Genomic DNA, 16,417 nt, shown 5'->3' on the forward strand with positions numbered 1-16,417 from the left:
ACAGGGAAGGGCAGGAATGAGCCGAATGGGTCATAGTCGTAGCAACCGACGACGAGCTCGCTAAACATTTCCGCTGGCCGGCCCGCCATGAAACGCAGCAGACCTTCCATATTAATCGACGAATTGATGAATAGCGCGCGCGGCAGCTTGCCATGGCGTTGGTAAAACGTCTCGAAGGCGCGCAAAGTTATATCAGGCGAATACCCGGAGGACTGCACACCGTCTTCAGGGTCGGCGCCCAGCAGTGCCTTCTTGGTCGCATGGAATGCGGCGATGCGTTCGCGGCTGGCGTGGTCGTTGCGGCCGCCAAACAGAAACAGCTCGTCCGGCCGTAGGGGAGCGTCATTGCCGAAGTGGCGGATGATTGCTTCCGTCAGCATCCGCGCGCCCTCATAATTGTCGCTGATCACCGAGTGCGCCTTCGCTCCCGGCAGGTCGATGTTGATATGCTTCAGCCCCGCCGGTTCGCAGACCTCATGCACGCCGTCCGGATCGGTGGCGCCGACGATGAAGAGTTGGTCGATTGAATAAGAGATCAGCGTCTCCGCGGTCCGCCGTTCCTCTTCCGGGTCGCGACTGGCGCTGACCACCACCGGGCATTGACCGCGGCTACGCACATGCCCCTCAAACGTCTGCGCCATGGAGGAGAAGTAGCGATTGTCGTGGACGGGCAGCATAAGGCCGACCAGGCCCGATCGCGAGCGTCGCAAACCCCGCGCCTGCAGATTGGTGGTGTACTGGTGGCGTTCGGCGAGGCCGAGAATTGTTTCCGCCGTACTTTCCTTGATACGGCGCTTGCGCCAAGTGCCGTTCAGCACGGCACTCACGGTCGACGGCGAACTACCCGATAGCACGGACAGATCATAGATCGTCGCCTTCTTCTTGACCCGCTGATCCATCTGGCGCCTCCGGCGCGTCTTTTTAGAGCAACATCCCGCTTGACGAGAGCTTCTCGATGCACAATAGTTTCTGCACCATCGATTGTGCAAGCGAAAACCGCTGCATGATCGATGGGGGAGTGTCCCGTCTTTTCGGGGAGGTTTCTAACGGCCGCCGTCGTTCGACGGCTCGAGTGTGTTTCCACTAGGAACGTTATGGGAGGAGTACAGATGAAAAAGCTCATGATCGCGGCGCTTGCCGCGACCCTTATGCTTGGCGGTTCATTCGCTGCGATGGCACAGCAGGCCGGCAAGGTCGGCGTCGTCGTCAAGATCGGCGGCATTCCGTGGTTCAACGCAATGGAGGCGGGTATCAAGGAACGCGGCCAGAAGCTCGGGATCGACGCATTCATGGTCGGCCCGACCAGCGCTGATCCGGCACTGCAAGTTCGCGCAATCGAGGATCTGATCGCTCAGGGCGTCAAAGTCATCGGCGTCGTGCCGAATGATGCAAAAGTGCTTGAACCAGTGCTGCAGAAGGCCAAGGACGCCGGCATCATCGTCATCACGCATGAATCGCCTGGCCAGAAGGGCGCCGACTGGGACTTCGAACTCGCGTCTGCCACCGGCTTCGGCGAAGCTCATGCCAAGCTCCTGGCGGAGAAGATGGGCGGCAAGGGTGAGTATGCAGTGTTCGTCGGCTCGCTGACGGTGCCGCTGCACAATGCCTGGGCCGATGCGGCAATCGAGTATCTGAAGAAGAACAATCCCGACATGAAACTTGTCGGCGAACGTTATGGCGTCGCCGAGGATGTGGACAAGAGCCGCAGCACTGCACTTGACTTGATCTCCGCCAATCCCGGCTTGAAGGGCTTTCTCGCCTTCGGCAGCCAAGGACCGATAGGCGCTGGCCGCGCAATCGAAGAGCGCCGGAAGGTGGGCGAAATATTCGTGCTCGGCCCCTTCTCGCCAGGCCAGGGCCAGAAGCTCATCAAAAGCGACGCGATCTCCGGCGGCTTCATGTGGAATCCGAAGCAGGCGGGCGAGGTTTTCGTCACGCTGGCCGACCATCTCATGAAGGGCAACGAGATCAAGGATGGTGATACGATCGAAGGGCTAGGGACAGTTAAGCCCGACTTCGAAAACCGTAACATCATCGTTGATCAGCTGGTCCCCATCAACAAGGATACTGTCGACGATCTCGCGGCGATGGGCCTGTAAAGCCTCCCGAGGCTATGGCAGCCGGGCTGGCCTCGAGCCGCCCGGCTGCAGGATTGCAAATGCGATTGGATCCAGGGTTTCAACTCGATGGCTGATCAGGCACTCGATGGCGCCGCATCACGGCCGCTGCTGTCGCTCCGCAACGTCAACATGACGTTCGGCGGCGTGAAGGCGCTGAAGAATGTCAGCTTTGAGGTGCTGCCGGGCGAGGTGCATTGCCTGGCCGGCGAGAACGGCTCCGGCAAGAGCACGCTGATCAAGGTCATTACAGGCGTGTACAGGCCCGAGGCGGGCGCCGTGATCGACTATGACGGCCAGAGCTACTCCCACATGTCGCCGGTAACGGCGCAGGCGGGCGGGATTCAGGTCATCTGGCAGGACCTCGCCCTGTTTCCCGAGATGACTGTCGCCGAGAACATCGCGTTCCAGACGGTCATCGCCCGCTGGCCGCGGCTGGTGAATTATGCCGAGATGCGCCGTGTCGCGACCAATGCCTTGCAACGTCTTGGTGTTACCCTCGATGTCGATCTCGCACTTCACCATTTTCCCATCGCACAGCGGCAGATCGTAGCAATCGCACGCGCCCTCGTCGGCCAGGCGAAGCTCGTCTTCATGGACGAGCCGACGGCGTCGCTCACTCAATCCGAAACCGACTATCTGCTGGATATCGTGCGCAATCTGTCGGCGTCGGGCGTCGCCGTTGTGTTCGTCAGCCATCGCTTGGCGGAGGTTCTTGAAATCTCCAGCCGCGTGACCGTGCTGCGCGACGGCGCGCTCGTTGGCGTCTATCCAACCAAAGGCCTGACCCAATCGCGCATCACCGAGCTGATGACAGGCAAGACCTTCGGCTATTCCGCCCTGCATCGGGATTTGGGCACGAGCCCGGTCATGCTTGAGGTTAAGGGGCTGTCGCGGCCCGGTGAATTCCAGGATGTATCCTTGACGGTTCGGCGCGGCGAGACACTCGGCATCACCGGGCTTCTCGGGGCAGGGCGCACCGAGCTCGCGCTGACGCTGTTTGGCATGCGCAAGCCGAAGTCGGGCTCTGTCGTCCTGGATGGCAACCCCGTTCGCTTCGGTTCCAACCGTGACGCGATCGCCGCCGGCGTCGCCTATCTTTCGGAAGACCGGCTGTCGCTCGGTCTCATTCAGCCCCAGGCAATCGCCGATAACATGGTGGTCGCGTCGCTAGACAAGATCCTTTCGCGCGGTTTCATTTCGAGCGATCGCAAGCGATCTCTGGTCAATCGCTGGATAAGGGATCTCGGCGTCAAGATCGGAAAGCAGGACGACGCGATCTCGACCCTGTCTGGGGGAAATCAGCAACGTGTCGCCATCGCAAAATGGCTGGCGACCGATCCGAAACTGCTTATCCTCGACGCACCGACAGTCGGCGTCGATGTCGGCGCGCGCGCCGGCATTTTCGACATCGTTTCCAAGCTGGCGGACAGCGGCCTGGCTATTATCCTGATCTCGGATGAGGTCCCTGAAGTCTATTTCAACGCGGACCGTGTGCTGCACATGGCTCAGGGGCGCATTGTCGGCGAATATGCACCGTGCGCTACGACCCTCCAGGCGATCGAGGAGGCGGTCTATGCGTAGGTTTGTCCGCTCCCACGCAACGGAACTGGCTCTGCTCGCCGTGATCGCAGTCATCTGCGTCTTCCTCTCGTTTGCGACAGACCGGTTCTTCACCCTCGGCAACGCGTTTGACCTTCTCAACACCAGCTCGGTTAACATCATCTTCGCTGTCGGCCTGCTCGTTGTGCTGATTGCCGGCGGCATTGACATCTCCTTCGCGGTTGCTGCCTCCGTTGTGCAATATCTGACGGCGACTGTCCTCGGTTGGGTCGGCGGCGGGAATTGGATTGTCGGCCTCATCATCGCTGGCGCTTTGGGCGTCGCGTTGGGCTGCATCAATGCCTTCTTGATCCACGGGTTCAGGATCATCTCGATCGTCGCCACGATTTCGACCTTCAACATTTTCTTCGGCTTGCTGATGTTCTTCACAGGTGGCGTGTCGATCTACAATCTGCCGGACTGGCTCACCACCCGCGTCGTGCTGTTCGAGCGAGAGATGGCTGACGGGACCTGGGCGGAGATCACCCTACCTGTGCTCATTATGGCCATATGCGTGTTCGCTACCTGGGCGTTGATCACGCGCACCACCACTGGTCGCCAGCTCTACGCATTTGGCGACAATCCGGAGGGCGCGCGCCGCTTCGGCATCAATATCGGTGCCATGCAATTTATCGCCTTCGGCTGGCTTGGCATGATGGCGGGCATCGCCGGTCTCGTCCAAGGGCATTACGCGCAGGAAGTCGTGCCGAACGCCCTTTATGGGCGCGAACTCGACGTCTTGGCAGCGGCAGTCCTTGGCGGTGCGCGGCTCGGCGGCGGCAAAGGCAGCGTGCTTGGCTGCATTCTGGGCGTTCTGTTGGTCTCGATCACCCAGAACGGACTCAATTTGATGGGTGTGTCGCCTTTCGCGTTCAAGATGATCGTCGGCGCCATCATTCTTGCCGCCATCACCCTGTCGAACACCAGCATCGAACGCCTGCTGCCGTTCCTGAAAAGCCGACGGGTGCCTTCATGACGGTTTTGATTGACCGCGCCCGCAATGCGCTTGGGCCCGAACTGGCAGGTCCGCTTGCCGCGTTCGCGGTGGTCATGGTCGTGTTCGGCATTGCCGCGCCGAACTTCCTTTCCCGCGCCACCTTTGGATCCGTCGCCTTCCAGCTGCCGGAGCTCGGCCTCCTCACACTCGCTATGCTGCTGCCGATCCTGACCGGCGGCCTGAACCTGGCCATCACCTTCACGGCCAACATGGCCGGCCTGACGCTGGCTTGGGTACTGCAAAGCCAGGGAGGCGTCGACGCGGGCATCGGCGCCTTTGTCCTTGGCTCGGTCCTTGCCGTCGCGGTCGGAGCACTGAGTGGGCTGATCATGGGGCTCGTCATCGCCTACACCAAGGCTCACCCGATCCTGGTCTCGCTGTCGATGATGATCTTCCTGCGCGGTCTCGGCGAATTCCTGACGCGGGGCGGCGACGTGTCCGGCATTCCCGGGTTCCTGGCGCGGATCGGCTATAGTTCGATTTTTGGCATTCCGGTGCCGTTGCTCATCTTCATCGCTAGCGTGCTGATCTGGCACATCCTGCTGACACGCATGAAGCTAGGCTTCAACACCTACATGATCGGCTCCAACATCGAAGCCACGCGCTATTCCGGTATCAATACGCGCAAGGTACAGGTTCTCGTCTACACACTGTCCGGCGCGATGTGCGCGGTCGCCGGTATCATCATGCTGGCGCGCTTCAATTCGGTGCGTGTCGGCCACGGCGAGTCTTACTTGCTGATCACCGTGCTTGCCTGCTTTCTTGGCGGGGTCAATCCGTTCGGCGGCTTCGGTCGGGTGATCCCGGTCTTCGTTGCGCTGGTCGTGCTCCAGCTTCTGTCCTCGGGGCTCAATCTGATGGGCGCAAACCAGCATCTTGCGACGGCGGTCTGGGGCATTTTGATGATCACGGTTATGATCCTGCGCTGGCTTGCCGGGCGTCTCAAATTCCTAAACACAAACAGAGGGTGAGTTAGATGCATGGTTTTGGGGTCCACACCTCGATGTGGACGATGAATTGGGACCGGGCCGGCGCGGAGAAGGCGATCGCGGCTTCCGTCAAATACGGGATGGACTTTATCGAGATCGCGCTTCTGAACGCGCCGGCGGTCGATGCCGCGCATACGCGCGCCTTGCTCGAACAGCACAATCTTCCTGCCGTTTGCTCGCTTGGCCTGCCGGAGCGCGCCTGGGCCTCGGTGCGGCCGGATGCTGCCATCGAACATCTCGAAGTGGCGATCGACAAGACCGCCGAGATGGGCGCGCTGGCGCTTTCCGGCGTGATTTTCGGCGGTATCGGCGAACGCACCGGCCTGCCACCGACCGAGAAGGAATACGACAATATTGCGCATGTGCTGACCGTCGCCGCCAAGCACGCCAAAAAGCGCGGCATAGAGCTCGGAATCGAGGCGGTGAACCGCTACGAGAACCATTTGATCAACACCGGCGCGCAGGCCGTCTGGATGGTCGAGAAGGTCGGGGCCGACAACATCTTTGTTCATCTCGACACCTACCACATGAACATCGAGGAGAAGGGGGCCGCCAATGGCATTCTGGCCGCACGCGACTATCTGAAGTACATCCACTTGTCTGAGAGCGATCGCGGCACACCAGGCACCGGCAACTGCCCCTGGGACGAGATCTACGCGACGCTGGCGGCGATCGGCTTCAAGGGCGGACTTGCCATGGAAAGCTTCATCAACATGCCGCCGGAAGTCTCCTACGGTCTCTCAGTCTGGCGGCCAGTCGCGAAGGACGAGGCCGAAGTGATGGGCAATGGCTTGCCGTTCCTGCGCAACAAGGCTCGCCAATACGGTCTGATCTGAAACGATGGGTGACGCGCAGAAGGTGGACGGCGCAAGGATCGCCGTCCTCGATGTCGGCAAGACCAATATAAAGCTCTCCGCGATGACATTCGACGGCATGCTCGCGGAGAGCCTCTGCGTCCGCAACGAAGTGCGGCCCGGTCCACCTTGGCGGCACCACGATCTCAATGGCATTAGCGACTGGCTGTTCGGCTCGCTCGCCAGTTTGTGCCGTCGTCATCCGTTGGAAAAAATGGTCGGCACCGGACATGGCTCCGCGGGGGTTCTGGTGAACGCAGATCCCGACGACACTTCCGCCCTGCCGATGATTGACTACGAGCAGGACCTGCCGCCTGCAATTCGCGATGGCTACGCGCCGCTTTCGGGCGATTTCTTCGATCGCGGCAGCTCGATGATGCTGAAGGCCGCCCACCAGGCGCGCCAGCTGTATTGGATGCAGCAGGTTGATCCGGAGCGCGTCGCTCAAGCTCGTTGGTATCTGGGCTTGCCCCAATATTGGGCCTGGCGGCTGTCAGGCGTGCCATCGGCCGAAACGACGGTTCTTTCGGCGCAATCACATCTATGGAACAACGTGCGCAAGGAGTGGTCGCCCATTGTGGCGGGGCAGGGCTGGAAGCGCCTCATGCCACCATTCCATCCGGCATGGGAGACGTTGGGGCCAATCCGGCAGGATCTAGCGCGCCGGCACGGCATATCGGAAAAGCTGTCTGTTCTGACCGGCGGCCACGACAGCAGCCTGAACCTCTACCGCTATCAGGCGGCAGGCATGCGCGATGTATGCGTGATCTCCACCGGAACCTGGATTGTCGGAATGTGCGCCGCGACACCTCTCGACCAACTGGATGAAAATCGCGGAATGGTGCTAAACAGCGACGTGACAGGACGCCCGGTTGGCGGTGTTTTGACCATGGGCGGACGAGAGTTCAGTCATGTGGCAGGGCAGGGCCAAGAAGGAAATGCGGCCGACGCCGCGCTGGTCAGTTCGTTGATTGGGCGCGGCACCTTCGCATTGCCGTCGTTCGGCGACGATGACGGACTGTTTCCCGGCAGCGCTGGGCGCGGCCGGTTTGAAGGGCCGCCTGCAGAAACCCCTGAGGAGCGCAAGGCGCTCGCGGTGCTCTATGCCGCGCTGCTGACAGCGGAATGTATCGATGCGCTGAAGGAAAACGGGTTGGTTGCATTGGATGGCACCTTCCTGCGGGACCCGCTCTACGCCATGCTGGTTGCCGCGCTGCGGCCAAACGCCGAAACGGTTTACAACCTCGACTCCTACGGCACCGCTTCGGGTGCGGCATTACTTGGCGAACATGAAGCTCGTGACACGCCGGCTCCGATCGCGCTCAGCCTGCCGGCCGCCTTTGCCGGCGATCGTGCGGCGCTCGCGGCCTATGCGCAGCGGTGGCGCGAACTGGCAAACAGACACATTCTTCCGAGACAAGACAGAAGGACTGACCGATGACTGATGACAGCGCTCTGCGCCGCGAGATGGTGGATGTTTGCCGCCGGATGAACTCCAGCGGTATCAACCAGGGCAATGCCGGCAACCTGTCGGTGCGCTCCAGCGACGGTTTCCTGATCACGCCCTCATCGCTACCCTACGAAACGATGACGCCCGAAGACATCGTCGAGATGGGCTTTGATGGCACCTATGTCGGCCGACGACCCTCCTCGGAGTGGCGCTTCCACCGTGACATCTTGAGGGAGCGGCAGGAGATCAACGTCGTGCTGCATTGCCACTCGCTCTATGCTACGACGCTGGCCTGCCATCATAAGACGATCCCGAGCTTCCACTATATGACAGGAGTGGCGGGCGGTACGACCATTCGCTGCGCGGGCTACGCAACCTTTGGCACGCAGGCCTTGTCCGACAATGCCTTGGTTGCACTCAAGGATCGCCGCGCCTGCCTGCTCGGCCAGCACGGTCAGATTTCGCTCGGCAAGACCATGGAAGCTGCGTTGTGGCTGGCGAACGAGGTCGAAACCCTGTCGCGCATGTATGTCCAGGCGCTTACCCTTGGCGAGCCGCCTGTCCTTTCCGACGAGGAGATGGCGCGGGTGATCGAGCAGATGAAGAAGATGAGCTATGGCCAAGCGCCGGATCCGGAGGGAACGAACGATCTGGCGCGGCCGCGCGATGCTGCGGTCTAGCACGGCTTTGGCAGATTTTTAGCGGAGAGATGCCTGAGCCGCGTGGGCAGCGGACTGGCGGCGGCTGTGCGAGGGCTGAGGGATCGCCTGCCGATCGTCTCGCTTTATCCCATTCGCCGCCTTGAGCTCGACTGTGGCAGGTGAAGACTGAAATGTCGCCCTTATGACAAACGTTGAATCAAATCGTTCAGCAAGAGCAGGGACGCCCCGGCGAACACAGCCGCAGCCGCGTCGTCCAGCATGATGCCGAGACCACCCCTTACCTTGTCATGCATGACGCGGATGGGCCAGGGTTTGACGACATCGAAAAACCGGAAAGCAAGGAAACCTGCTGCCCACCAGACCGGGTCGAGCGGCAGCATGGAAAGTGTTGCGGCGGTACCGAAGGTCTCGTCAATGACGACGATCTGCGGATCCTCCGTTCCGGTATGGGAGACGACATGCGACGACGCCCATACTCCCACGGCGAATACGGCCATGTAGGCAACCACGACCAGCCAAGGCGATGCAGGTATTAGCACCGCGGCAAGAACCACTCCAACTGCCGCGCCGCCCGTGCCCGGCCATAACGGAGATAATCCTGCGCCGGCCGAGGTCGCAAGCAGGTAAGCGAACTTAGGCAGAAATTTACGCATCCAGTTTCGGGCGCTTCCCCGTGAATTGTAAATAGGCATTATAATCACATCTTTCGGGTTACTGCCGCTAGACCGCCGGTCGATTTGCGACGGCGGACACAAGGGGCATTGCAGAAACTTCGAAACAACATCGGAGGTTATCGCAGCGACCGGAGCTTTCGCCGTCGGCTTGACAGTTCTCTGACTGCCTTAATCCATGGGCGCATTCGCCAAAGACTTGAGCCGGGGAAGAGCCTGATCCGGTTTCGACCGCGCTGACCACCTCGATCGGCGCCGACGGGCTGGAACGAACCCACAATTTGCCGGTTAAGCTTCGCGGAACGACATCATCAGAGGAGCCAAGTCATCATGATCGCCGGTCTCATGAAACGTCGCATCGACCCGCTATGGGAGCACGCCGCTTCCCCGCTGATCGGGATCGGCATGACCCCGAACCAGGTTACATCAGGCGGGCTGGTGCTCGTCGCCTTGTCGTGCGCCGCCTATGTGTACCACCAGTCAACCCTTGCCTTTGGCCTTTGCCTCGCGTTGGCGTTTACCTTCGACGCGCTGGACGGCGCGGTTGCCCGTCGGAGACATATGAGCACCAAGGCCGGTGGCTATTTCGACGCGATGGCCGACCGATATCAGGAACTTGCCGTGTTTGCGGCAATAGGCTGGGTCGCCGATCTGTGGGCGATCGCAATGATCGCGTTCGCCGGCGGAATCCTCACCAGCTACGCCAAGGCGCGGACGGCGATCGAAATTCCCATAGAAAATCAGGCGTGGCCGGATTTCTTCGAACGGATGGAACGTCTGGTGTTCATTTGCGTGCTATTGGTCGCCGACGGAATCGCGATCGCCATGGGCGCCACTTCGCCCTGGATTCTCACGGGCGGGTTCGCGTTTTACGCGCTGCTGGCAAACGCCACAGCGCTGCAACGGACCAATCGCGCATTTGCGATGCTCAAACGAGCGGACGCGAAGCAGCCGTGAGACGGTGAAATCCATAACGCAAGCATCGATAACGGCCGCCTCACCTGGGGGGACCCGTCCGGTCGACCTGCTCCCGCGCCCTGACCCAGAAAAGGTGGTCATGACAACGGTTTGGCCGTTGGAAAACGTGAGGCGCTGGCACGGGCGCAGTCGGGTTAAAAACGATCCACGCGCGACCTGCGTCCTCTGGCATAGCGAAATTGCTGACCCCTGTGGCCCGATATCCGCACCCTCGTTAGACCGTTTCGAGCCGGCTGAACCGAACTGGGATGAGTTTGCGGGTCTTCAGTTGCCCTACCGAACCCTTGTCGATGACCGTCAGCAACTGCCCTTGTTCGGGTCCCATAGGCATAACCAAGCGGCCCCCCGGCTTGAGCTGCTCAAGCAAAGCCGACGGCACCCGCCCAGCCGCCACGGTGACTAGGATCTTGTCGAACGGGGCGTGCTCGGGCCAGCCGCGAGACCCGTCTCCGACACGAATGCTGATATTGGATAGACCGAGGCCCTGCAGGAGAGCCTCGGCATGGCTCGCGAACTCCTCAATGATTTCGACGCTCCAAACGTGCCCGGCGAGTTCCGCGAGGATTGCGGTTTGGTAGCCCAGGCCAGTGCCGATCTCGAGCACCGCCTCGTGCGGTTGAAGAGCAAGGAGATCGGTCATGAGAGCGACGATGAACGGCTGCGAGACGGTTTTGTCGAAGCCGATCGGCAGTGGCATGTCCTGATAAGCATAAGCAGCGACTGAGCTTGGCACGAAGAGATGGCGCGGCACACGCTGCATCGCTGCCATCACCCGTTCATCGAGCGCCGCCTTGCCGAGTTCGTCGCTTGCAAGGTCGGTATGGATCGCAATCATCTCAACCATGTGTCGGCGTAAAACTGCGAGATGTTGTTCGTTCATTGGCTTCATGACGGTGGGGCTTTCCTCAACCAGCTTGCTGCCAAATAGGCTTATATCCTGTTCGTCACAGCAATGCCCGTCATGGTTTCCAGTTGCGGGTGGCCACCGCGACCGGAGGCAATTTTAGCGTTGCGTCTGGTATATACCGGCGGCAGCCCTGGAGATCCGGTGCCATGTCACCATAACGGTATGTCCTAGCTCGCGGTGATCGAACGACGAACGGCTGAATTGCCGCATGCGTGGGCAGCCGGCGATCTCGATCGGGACGTCGTCGTTGTAGTAGTGGACGCCGGTTTCACCGAGCGATGCTGCGACTGCTGCATGGCTTCGGGCAGCGGAATGCCACGACGGGCGTTCCCACAACGTCGAGCCAAAGCCCCGGGGATGCCGCTACTTTATCGCTTCCACGAGTGCTGAGTGGAACTCGCCGGGTGCCTCTATCTGTGGTGAATGTCCAAGCTCTGGGAACTCGACGAGCGTCGCGTTTGGAATGGCCGCGGCTGCAGCGCGTCCGAGTTTTGGATATTGGCCGAGCGTCTTCGCGACCTCCGCGCTGGCGCGATTGCTGCCCGGGGCGGTGCGATCCTTGCCTCCGATGATCAGCGTTGTCGGTACGGAGATATTGCCAAACTCATGGATGACAGGTTGGGTGAAGATCATGTCCGAGGTTTGGGCCTGATTCCACGCCACTATCTCCTTGCCCTCGCCAGCGTACATGCCAGCCAGCATGCTCACCCAACGGTCGTATTCCGGCTTCCAGTCGCCATTGTAATAGACGCGCTGCTGGTAGGCCTTGATGCTGGCGAAGCTGGTTTTCAGTTCGCTGGCGTATGCCGTGTCGAGGGTGGCATAGGGAACACCTTTCGCCTGCCAGTCCTCGAGACCGATCGGATTCACCAGCACCAGGCGCTCCACGGTTTGAGGAAACTGCAGAGCGTAGCGTGCTGCCAGCATGCCGCCCATGGAATGGCCGACAAGGATGACGTCGGATACATCGAGGGATTCGATGAGCTCAGCGGTGTTATTGGTCAGTTGCTGAAACGAGAATTGATATTTCTGCGGCTTGGTGGACTTGCAGAAGCCGACCTGATCCGGCGCAATGACGCGGTACCCCGCTGTCGTCAGCACGTCGATGGTCGCCTCCCAGGTGCCAGCGCAGAAATTCTTACCGTGCAATAGCACGACGGTCTTGCCGTTCGCCTTCCCGCGCGCCGGAACATCGAGATAAGCCATTTCGATGGGCTGGCGCTGCGACGTGAAGCTGTGGATCTTGACCGGATGGGCATAGCTGAAGCCCTCCAGTCGAGGGCCATAGACGGCACCGGAGGCGGTCGCGCCGGGGTCCTGGGCGAGAGCCGATGTCGTTATGGTGATGAAGATGGCGGCGCTGGCTCCAATGCGCATGAAAGTCCTCTCTGTAGTTTCGGCAGGAATTATGGCCATCAATACGAGCGGCTTGTGACAGGCCTCATCACCATGTCGGCACGGAGATAACGATCGGTTGATCGTGGCACGCACAAAAAGGACCGCCTCTCTGCTGTGCACGGTGCGACTTCACTGTTGGAGAATCCGGGGCTACACTATCGGCGCCGCCCATATACATCACGTCGGTAGCAAGATGGATCTGCAAGGCTTCAGAGATTCGATTGCGCAATCACAGCCGCCCGCCGGCTTGAGCCCCACCCTGCAGGCGCTGTGGTGGGATGCAAAGGGCGATTGGGATAAGGCGCACGAGTGCGCGCAGGCGCGCGACGATACCGCGGGTATGCGCGTGCATGCCTACCTCCATCGCAAGGAAGGCGATCAATCGAATGCGGAATATTGGTATCGTCGCTGCGGCGCCGCGCCGTCGACCTTGACGCTTGATGAGGAATGGCAAGAGTTAGCGCGTGCACTTTTGGGGCAAAGCTGACGCCTTCCGCACGCCAAGTCTGGTTCTGGGGGCTTCACTCGAACCGCAGCGATGACTTTGATATAGTGCCGCGGTCACGATCGAACGGCCTGCTCAGTCCGCCGCTCGCCGGAAACAGGCGGGCGGCATCCCTCTGCCACAGTCGGACATCTTGCTCCTGGCGCTGGTCCAAGATCGCAACGGAAGTTCAATTTCATTTCCTCTGAAGCCCGTCATAATTAGGCCGGCGGCGGCATTACCAGCATGTCTCGAGGAGGAGATGAAAATGCGGCTCAATAGGTGTTTCAATTTTGCAGGTAAGGTTTCATCGGTGCTTTCTCCCGCAGCAGGGAGGAAACGGCGTCTGCGTCAGACTATCCTGATATGTGCAGCTGTGGCGGCCGGTTCCGCGACGGTTGGTTTCGGGGCACAAAGCGCCGAAACGGGAGCCTGGATCACCACTTGGGCTGCCACACCTGCTCCGCGCTGGTTGGATGATCTTCCTGCGCCTTTTGGAGTGCCGGAGGTATTGGAGAATCAGACCGTCCGCCAAGTTGCCCGCATCAGCGTTGGCGGCAATTCCGTCCGGGTCGTCCTATCGAATGCTTTCGGCGCTAGGCCGCTGACTATCGGGGCCGGCAGCGTCGGAATAGCAGGCAAGAACGGCGACGTCGATCAGGCGACCTTGAAGCCCCTGACCTGGGGCGGCAAGAGTTCTGTGGTCGTTCCGCCGGGAGCCCCGATCCTCAGCGACCCCGTCGACCTCCAGGCAGAAGCGCTTTCCGAAATCTCGGTCAGCATCTTCCTGCCGAAGAAGACGGCGCTCTCGTCGGTGCATTGGGATGGTGTGCAAACCGCCTACATTTCCGGCCCGGGGAATTTCACAAACGACGCGGCGTTCAAGGCTGACAGCACACTCAAATCACGCCTTTTTCTGAGCGATATATGGGTTGACGCCGCGCCGGAATCCCAGGCGATCGTGTTTTTCGGGGATTCCATCACGGATGGGAATTGTTCGACCCCCGACGCCAATAACCGCTGGCCAGACCATATCGCCAAGCGATTGCAGGAAACCGCCCACAAGGTCGCGGTGATTAACGAAGCTTTTTCGGGCAATCGCGTGTTGACCGACGGTATGGGTGTCAATGCGCTGGCGCGTTTCGATTCTGATATCCTGAGCCATCCAAAAGTCTCGACCGTCGTCGTAATGATGGGCATCAACGATATCGGCTGGCCCGGCGAAAATGCAATCACGCCGGACGACAAGGAACCGACCGCCGAAGACATCATCACCGGATACAAACAGCTCACCGACCGCGCGCATGCCCACGGCATACGCATTGTAGGCGCAACGTTGACCCCCTTCGCCGACACCTTCAAAGGACTTCCCACCGAGGGTTACTACACACCCGAGAAGGAAAAGATACGCGTCGCTGTGAACGAATGGATACGCACCGGTGGCGGCTTCGATGGCGTGATCGACTTCGACAAGGTGATGGAAGACCCGGCCAAACCGGGGTATCTGCGCGACGACTACGACTGCGGCGATAATCTTCATCCCAACGACGCGGGATACAAGGCGATGGCAGACGCGGTCGATCTCGACGTCCTGTTGGGTTCAGCTAAATAGGTCACTGCTGACCTTGCCGCGCTGCTCAGGTATTGCGCGGCAAGGTCGGTTCCCCCGGATGTCGAGACCGAGAATTGCAACCTGGTGCTTGGGACTGGGATCCGGATTTCCCACACAGGTCCCACGACGTGTTAAGCGTTTGGTAACTCTCCTAAGTCGAAAGCCAAAAGGTATTGGCTCCTTTTGCCCGCGATAGGTGTTAGGGCTGACATCGGGGCGAGACAAAAGGAGAAAAGACCGGGATGGCCACGGTACTGAACGCCAAGGGCGTTCCACTTCCCTATAGCGGGTCCTCCGTAAAGTGGTATTCAGCGACGAATTCCGGCCCAACACTTTATGGCAGCACGTCCAACGACTCGATATATGGGGACGGCAGTGTCACCGTCACGATGTATGGCGGCAAGGGCGATGACATCTATTATCTGTATTCCTCGAAAAACAAAGCGGTCGAGCGGCCCGGCGAGGGTGTCGACACCATCTCGACCTGGATGAGCTATAAGCTCCCAGCGAATTTCGAGAACCTGACGGTCACGGGCGACAAACGCTATGCTTTCGGAAACGAGCTGAACAACATCATTACCGGCGGCTCCGGCCAACAGACGCTCGACGGCTTACAGGGCGATGACGTGCTCAAGGGCGGATCCGGGGCGGACATTTTCATCGTGACCCCCGGCAACGGCAGTGATCTGATCCTGGACTTTGGCGCTCAGGATACCGTCCGTGTCGGGAGCTACGGCTTCACCTCCTTCGAGGAGGTGCGCGCCAACATGGTCCAGTCGGGAGCGAACGTCCGACTCAATCTGTCCGACAACGAGTTTCTCGTCTTCGCCAACAAGACCATCGGCGAGTTTACCGCAAGTCAGTTCAAGATGGCCGTGGACAGGTCGGCTCTGGAACTCACCTTTTCGGACGAGTTCGACACGCTGGACCTGTGGAATGGCTCGAGCGGCACCTGGGACTCGAATTTCTGGTGGGGAGCCGCAAACGGCAGCTCGCTCACGAGCAACAAAGAGCTTCAATGGTATATCGATACCAACTACGCCCCGACGCGTTCCGTCAACCCGTTCAGCGTTGACGACGGTATTCTTACGATTACCGCCGCCAAGGCCCCTGCGGCGATCCGGCCCGAGATAAACAACTACCAATACACGTCAGGTTTGCTGACGACCTACGAATCCTTCGCGCAGACCTACGGCTATTTCGAAATTCGAGCCGACATGCCCGAAAAACAGGGTGTATGGCCGGCCTTCTGGCTTCTCCCGGCGGACGGCTCCTGGCCACCGGAACTGGACGTCGTGGAGATGGTCGGTCAGGATCCAAACAAGCTCATTCTGACAAGCCACTCGAACGAGACGGGGACTCAGACGACAGTGACCTCGACGGCTTATGCCTCGGATACCGAAGGGTTCCACACATACGGGGTGCTGTGGACAGAAGACGAACTCGTCTGGTATTTCGACGATGTCGAAGTTGCTCGTGCCGCAACGCCTGCCGACATGCACGAGCCGATGTATATGCTGGTCGATCTGGCGGTTGGCGGCATCGCGGGAACGCCTGCCGACGGGCTTGCGACGCCTGCAGAAATGCAGATCGACTACATCCATGCCTATGCGTTGAACGATTGGATTATCTAGGCGTAACACCTCACGGTGGGCTCGGCACGGACACGTTCGTCATCAGGCCTGATTTCGGGCGC

15 protein-coding genes are annotated in these 16,417 nt (G+C 60.1%); 11 read left to right on the forward strand and 4 right to left on the reverse strand.

The window, feature by feature from the left end:
* Nucleotides 1-899, reverse strand: an 899-nt coding sequence (locus EOB36_RS13670) for a substrate-binding domain-containing protein (protein WP_128285037.1), incomplete at its 3' end; no start/stop codon positions are given.
* Nucleotides 900-1,109: 210 nt separating this feature from the next.
* Between EOB36_RS13670 and EOB36_RS13675 the strand changes: the two genes are divergently transcribed.
* The 7 genes from EOB36_RS13675 to EOB36_RS13705 all read left to right on the forward strand — a co-directional run bounded on the left by EOB36_RS13675 (nt 1,110) and on the right by EOB36_RS13705 (nt 8,689).
* Nucleotides 1,110-2,099: an autoinducer 2 ABC transporter substrate-binding protein gene (locus tag EOB36_RS13675; protein ID WP_095486357.1), complete on the forward strand. Its 990-nt coding sequence runs from the start codon at nt 1,110-1,112 to the stop codon at nt 2,097-2,099.
* Nucleotides 2,100-2,186: 87 nt separating this feature from the next.
* A complete protein-coding gene (locus tag EOB36_RS13680; RefSeq protein ID WP_095486358.1) occupies nt 2,187-3,701 on the forward strand; it encodes a sugar ABC transporter ATP-binding protein in 1,515 nt (504 codons plus the stop codon).
* Nucleotides 3,694-4,695 (forward strand): ABC transporter permease, encoded by a 1,002-nt coding sequence (locus EOB36_RS13685; RefSeq protein ID WP_095486359.1) that lies wholly within the window; start codon nt 3,694-3,696, stop codon nt 4,693-4,695. The genes EOB36_RS13680 and EOB36_RS13685 overlap by 8 nt, the downstream gene beginning before the upstream one ends.
* Nucleotides 4,692-5,687, forward strand: coding sequence for an ABC transporter permease (locus EOB36_RS13690; protein ID WP_095486360.1), 996 nt, complete (start codon nt 4,692-4,694; stop codon nt 5,685-5,687). The genes EOB36_RS13685 and EOB36_RS13690 overlap by 4 nt, the downstream gene beginning before the upstream one ends.
* Nucleotides 5,688-5,692: 5 nt before the next feature.
* On the forward strand, nt 5,693-6,541 hold the full coding sequence (locus tag EOB36_RS13695) for a sugar phosphate isomerase/epimerase family protein (RefSeq protein ID WP_127203999.1): 849 nt from the start codon (nt 5,693-5,695) through the stop codon (nt 6,539-6,541).
* Between the two features lie 4 nt (nt 6,542-6,545).
* Nucleotides 6,546-8,000, forward strand: a complete 1,455-nt coding sequence (locus tag EOB36_RS13700; RefSeq protein WP_128285038.1) for an FGGY family carbohydrate kinase — start codon at nt 6,546-6,548, stop codon at nt 7,998-8,000.
* Entirely contained in the window at nt 7,997-8,689 is a 693-nt protein-coding gene (locus EOB36_RS13705) for a class II aldolase/adducin family protein (protein WP_128285039.1), read from the forward strand. The genes EOB36_RS13700 and EOB36_RS13705 overlap by 4 nt, the downstream gene beginning before the upstream one ends.
* A gap of 161 nt (nt 8,690-8,850) precedes the next feature.
* Here the strand turns inward: EOB36_RS13705 and EOB36_RS13710 are convergent, their stop codons facing one another.
* Nucleotides 8,851-9,324: a phosphatidylglycerophosphatase A gene (locus EOB36_RS13710; protein WP_164897519.1), complete on the reverse strand. Its 474-nt coding sequence runs from the start codon at nt 9,322-9,324 to the stop codon at nt 8,851-8,853.
* Between the two features lie 348 nt (nt 9,325-9,672).
* Here EOB36_RS13710 and EOB36_RS13715 point away from each other — a divergent pair, with 348 nt between their 5' ends.
* Nucleotides 9,673-10,299, forward strand: coding sequence for a CDP-alcohol phosphatidyltransferase family protein (locus EOB36_RS13715; RefSeq protein ID WP_126103056.1), 627 nt, complete (start codon nt 9,673-9,675; stop codon nt 10,297-10,299).
* A gap of 235 nt (nt 10,300-10,534) precedes the next feature.
* Here EOB36_RS13715 and EOB36_RS13720 read toward each other — a convergent pair whose 3' ends face one another.
* Complete coding sequence (locus EOB36_RS13720) at nt 10,535-11,209, reverse strand: protein-L-isoaspartate(D-aspartate) O-methyltransferase (RefSeq protein WP_127288903.1); 675 nt, start codon at nt 11,207-11,209, stop codon at nt 10,535-10,537.
* 381 nt (nt 11,210-11,590) lie between these two features.
* Entirely contained in the window at nt 11,591-12,604 is a 1,014-nt protein-coding gene (locus EOB36_RS13725; RefSeq protein WP_128285040.1) for an alpha/beta hydrolase, read from the reverse strand.
* A 214-nt stretch (nt 12,605-12,818) separates the two neighbouring features.
* Here EOB36_RS13725 and EOB36_RS13730 point away from each other — a divergent pair, with 214 nt between their 5' ends.
* From EOB36_RS13730 to EOB36_RS13740, 3 genes are all read left to right on the forward strand, one after another.
* The gene (locus tag EOB36_RS13730; protein WP_128285041.1) at nt 12,819-13,112 is read left to right on the forward strand and encodes a hypothetical protein; all 294 of its coding nucleotides are present in this window, start codon (nt 12,819-12,821) and stop codon (nt 13,110-13,112) included.
* 259 nt (nt 13,113-13,371) lie between these two features.
* Nucleotides 13,372-14,721 carry an SGNH/GDSL hydrolase family protein gene (locus tag EOB36_RS13735; RefSeq protein WP_245467790.1) on the forward strand — a complete coding sequence of 450 codons (1,350 nt, stop codon included), beginning with the start codon at nt 13,372-13,374 and terminating at the stop codon, nt 14,719-14,721.
* Nucleotides 14,722-14,963: 242 nt separating this feature from the next.
* Nucleotides 14,964-16,355 carry a family 16 glycosylhydrolase gene (locus tag EOB36_RS13740; protein ID WP_128285042.1) on the forward strand — a complete coding sequence of 464 codons (1,392 nt, stop codon included), beginning with the start codon at nt 14,964-14,966 and terminating at the stop codon, nt 16,353-16,355.
* The last annotated feature ends 62 nt before the right edge of the window (nt 16,356-16,417 follow it).

The sequence above is a fragment of the Mesorhizobium sp. M6A.T.Cr.TU.017.01.1.1 genome (genome assembly GCF_004023115.1).
GTDB classification, from domain to species: Bacteria; Pseudomonadota; Alphaproteobacteria; order Rhizobiales; family Rhizobiaceae; genus Mesorhizobium; species Mesorhizobium mediterraneum.

Excerpts from the sequence above, each read along its gene's own strand:
- EOB36_RS13725 (WP_128285040.1), bottom strand. The coding sequence starts at position 12,604 with ATGCGCATTGGAGCCAGCGCCGCCATCTTCATCACCATAACGACATCG.
- EOB36_RS13690 (WP_095486360.1), top strand. The coding sequence starts at position 4,692 with ATGACGGTTTTGATTGACCGCGCCCGCAATGCGCTTGGGCCCGAACTG.
- EOB36_RS13730 (WP_128285041.1), top strand. The coding sequence starts at position 12,819 with ATGGATCTGCAAGGCTTCAGAGATTCGATTGCGCAATCACAGCCGCCC.
- EOB36_RS13710 (WP_164897519.1), bottom strand. The coding sequence starts at position 9,324 with ATGCGTAAATTTCTGCCTAAGTTCGCTTACCTGCTTGCGACCTCGGCC.
- EOB36_RS13715 (WP_126103056.1), top strand. The coding sequence starts at position 9,673 with ATGATCGCCGGTCTCATGAAACGTCGCATCGACCCGCTATGGGAGCAC.
- EOB36_RS13675 (WP_095486357.1), top strand. The coding sequence starts at position 1,110 with ATGAAAAAGCTCATGATCGCGGCGCTTGCCGCGACCCTTATGCTTGGC.
- EOB36_RS13740 (WP_128285042.1), top strand. The coding sequence starts at position 14,964 with ATGGCCACGGTACTGAACGCCAAGGGCGTTCCACTTCCCTATAGCGGG.
- EOB36_RS13700 (WP_128285038.1), top strand. The coding sequence starts at position 6,546 with ATGGGTGACGCGCAGAAGGTGGACGGCGCAAGGATCGCCGTCCTCGAT.
- EOB36_RS13720 (WP_127288903.1), bottom strand. The coding sequence starts at position 11,209 with ATGAAGCCAATGAACGAACAACATCTCGCAGTTTTACGCCGACACATG.
- EOB36_RS13705 (WP_128285039.1), top strand. The coding sequence starts at position 7,997 with ATGACTGATGACAGCGCTCTGCGCCGCGAGATGGTGGATGTTTGCCGC.
- EOB36_RS13695 (WP_127203999.1), top strand. The coding sequence starts at position 5,693 with ATGCATGGTTTTGGGGTCCACACCTCGATGTGGACGATGAATTGGGAC.
- EOB36_RS13680 (WP_095486358.1), top strand. The coding sequence starts at position 2,187 with ATGGCTGATCAGGCACTCGATGGCGCCGCATCACGGCCGCTGCTGTCG.
- EOB36_RS13685 (WP_095486359.1), top strand. The coding sequence starts at position 3,694 with ATGCGTAGGTTTGTCCGCTCCCACGCAACGGAACTGGCTCTGCTCGCC.
- EOB36_RS13735 (WP_245467790.1), top strand. The coding sequence starts at position 13,372 with ATGAAAATGCGGCTCAATAGGTGTTTCAATTTTGCAGGTAAGGTTTCA.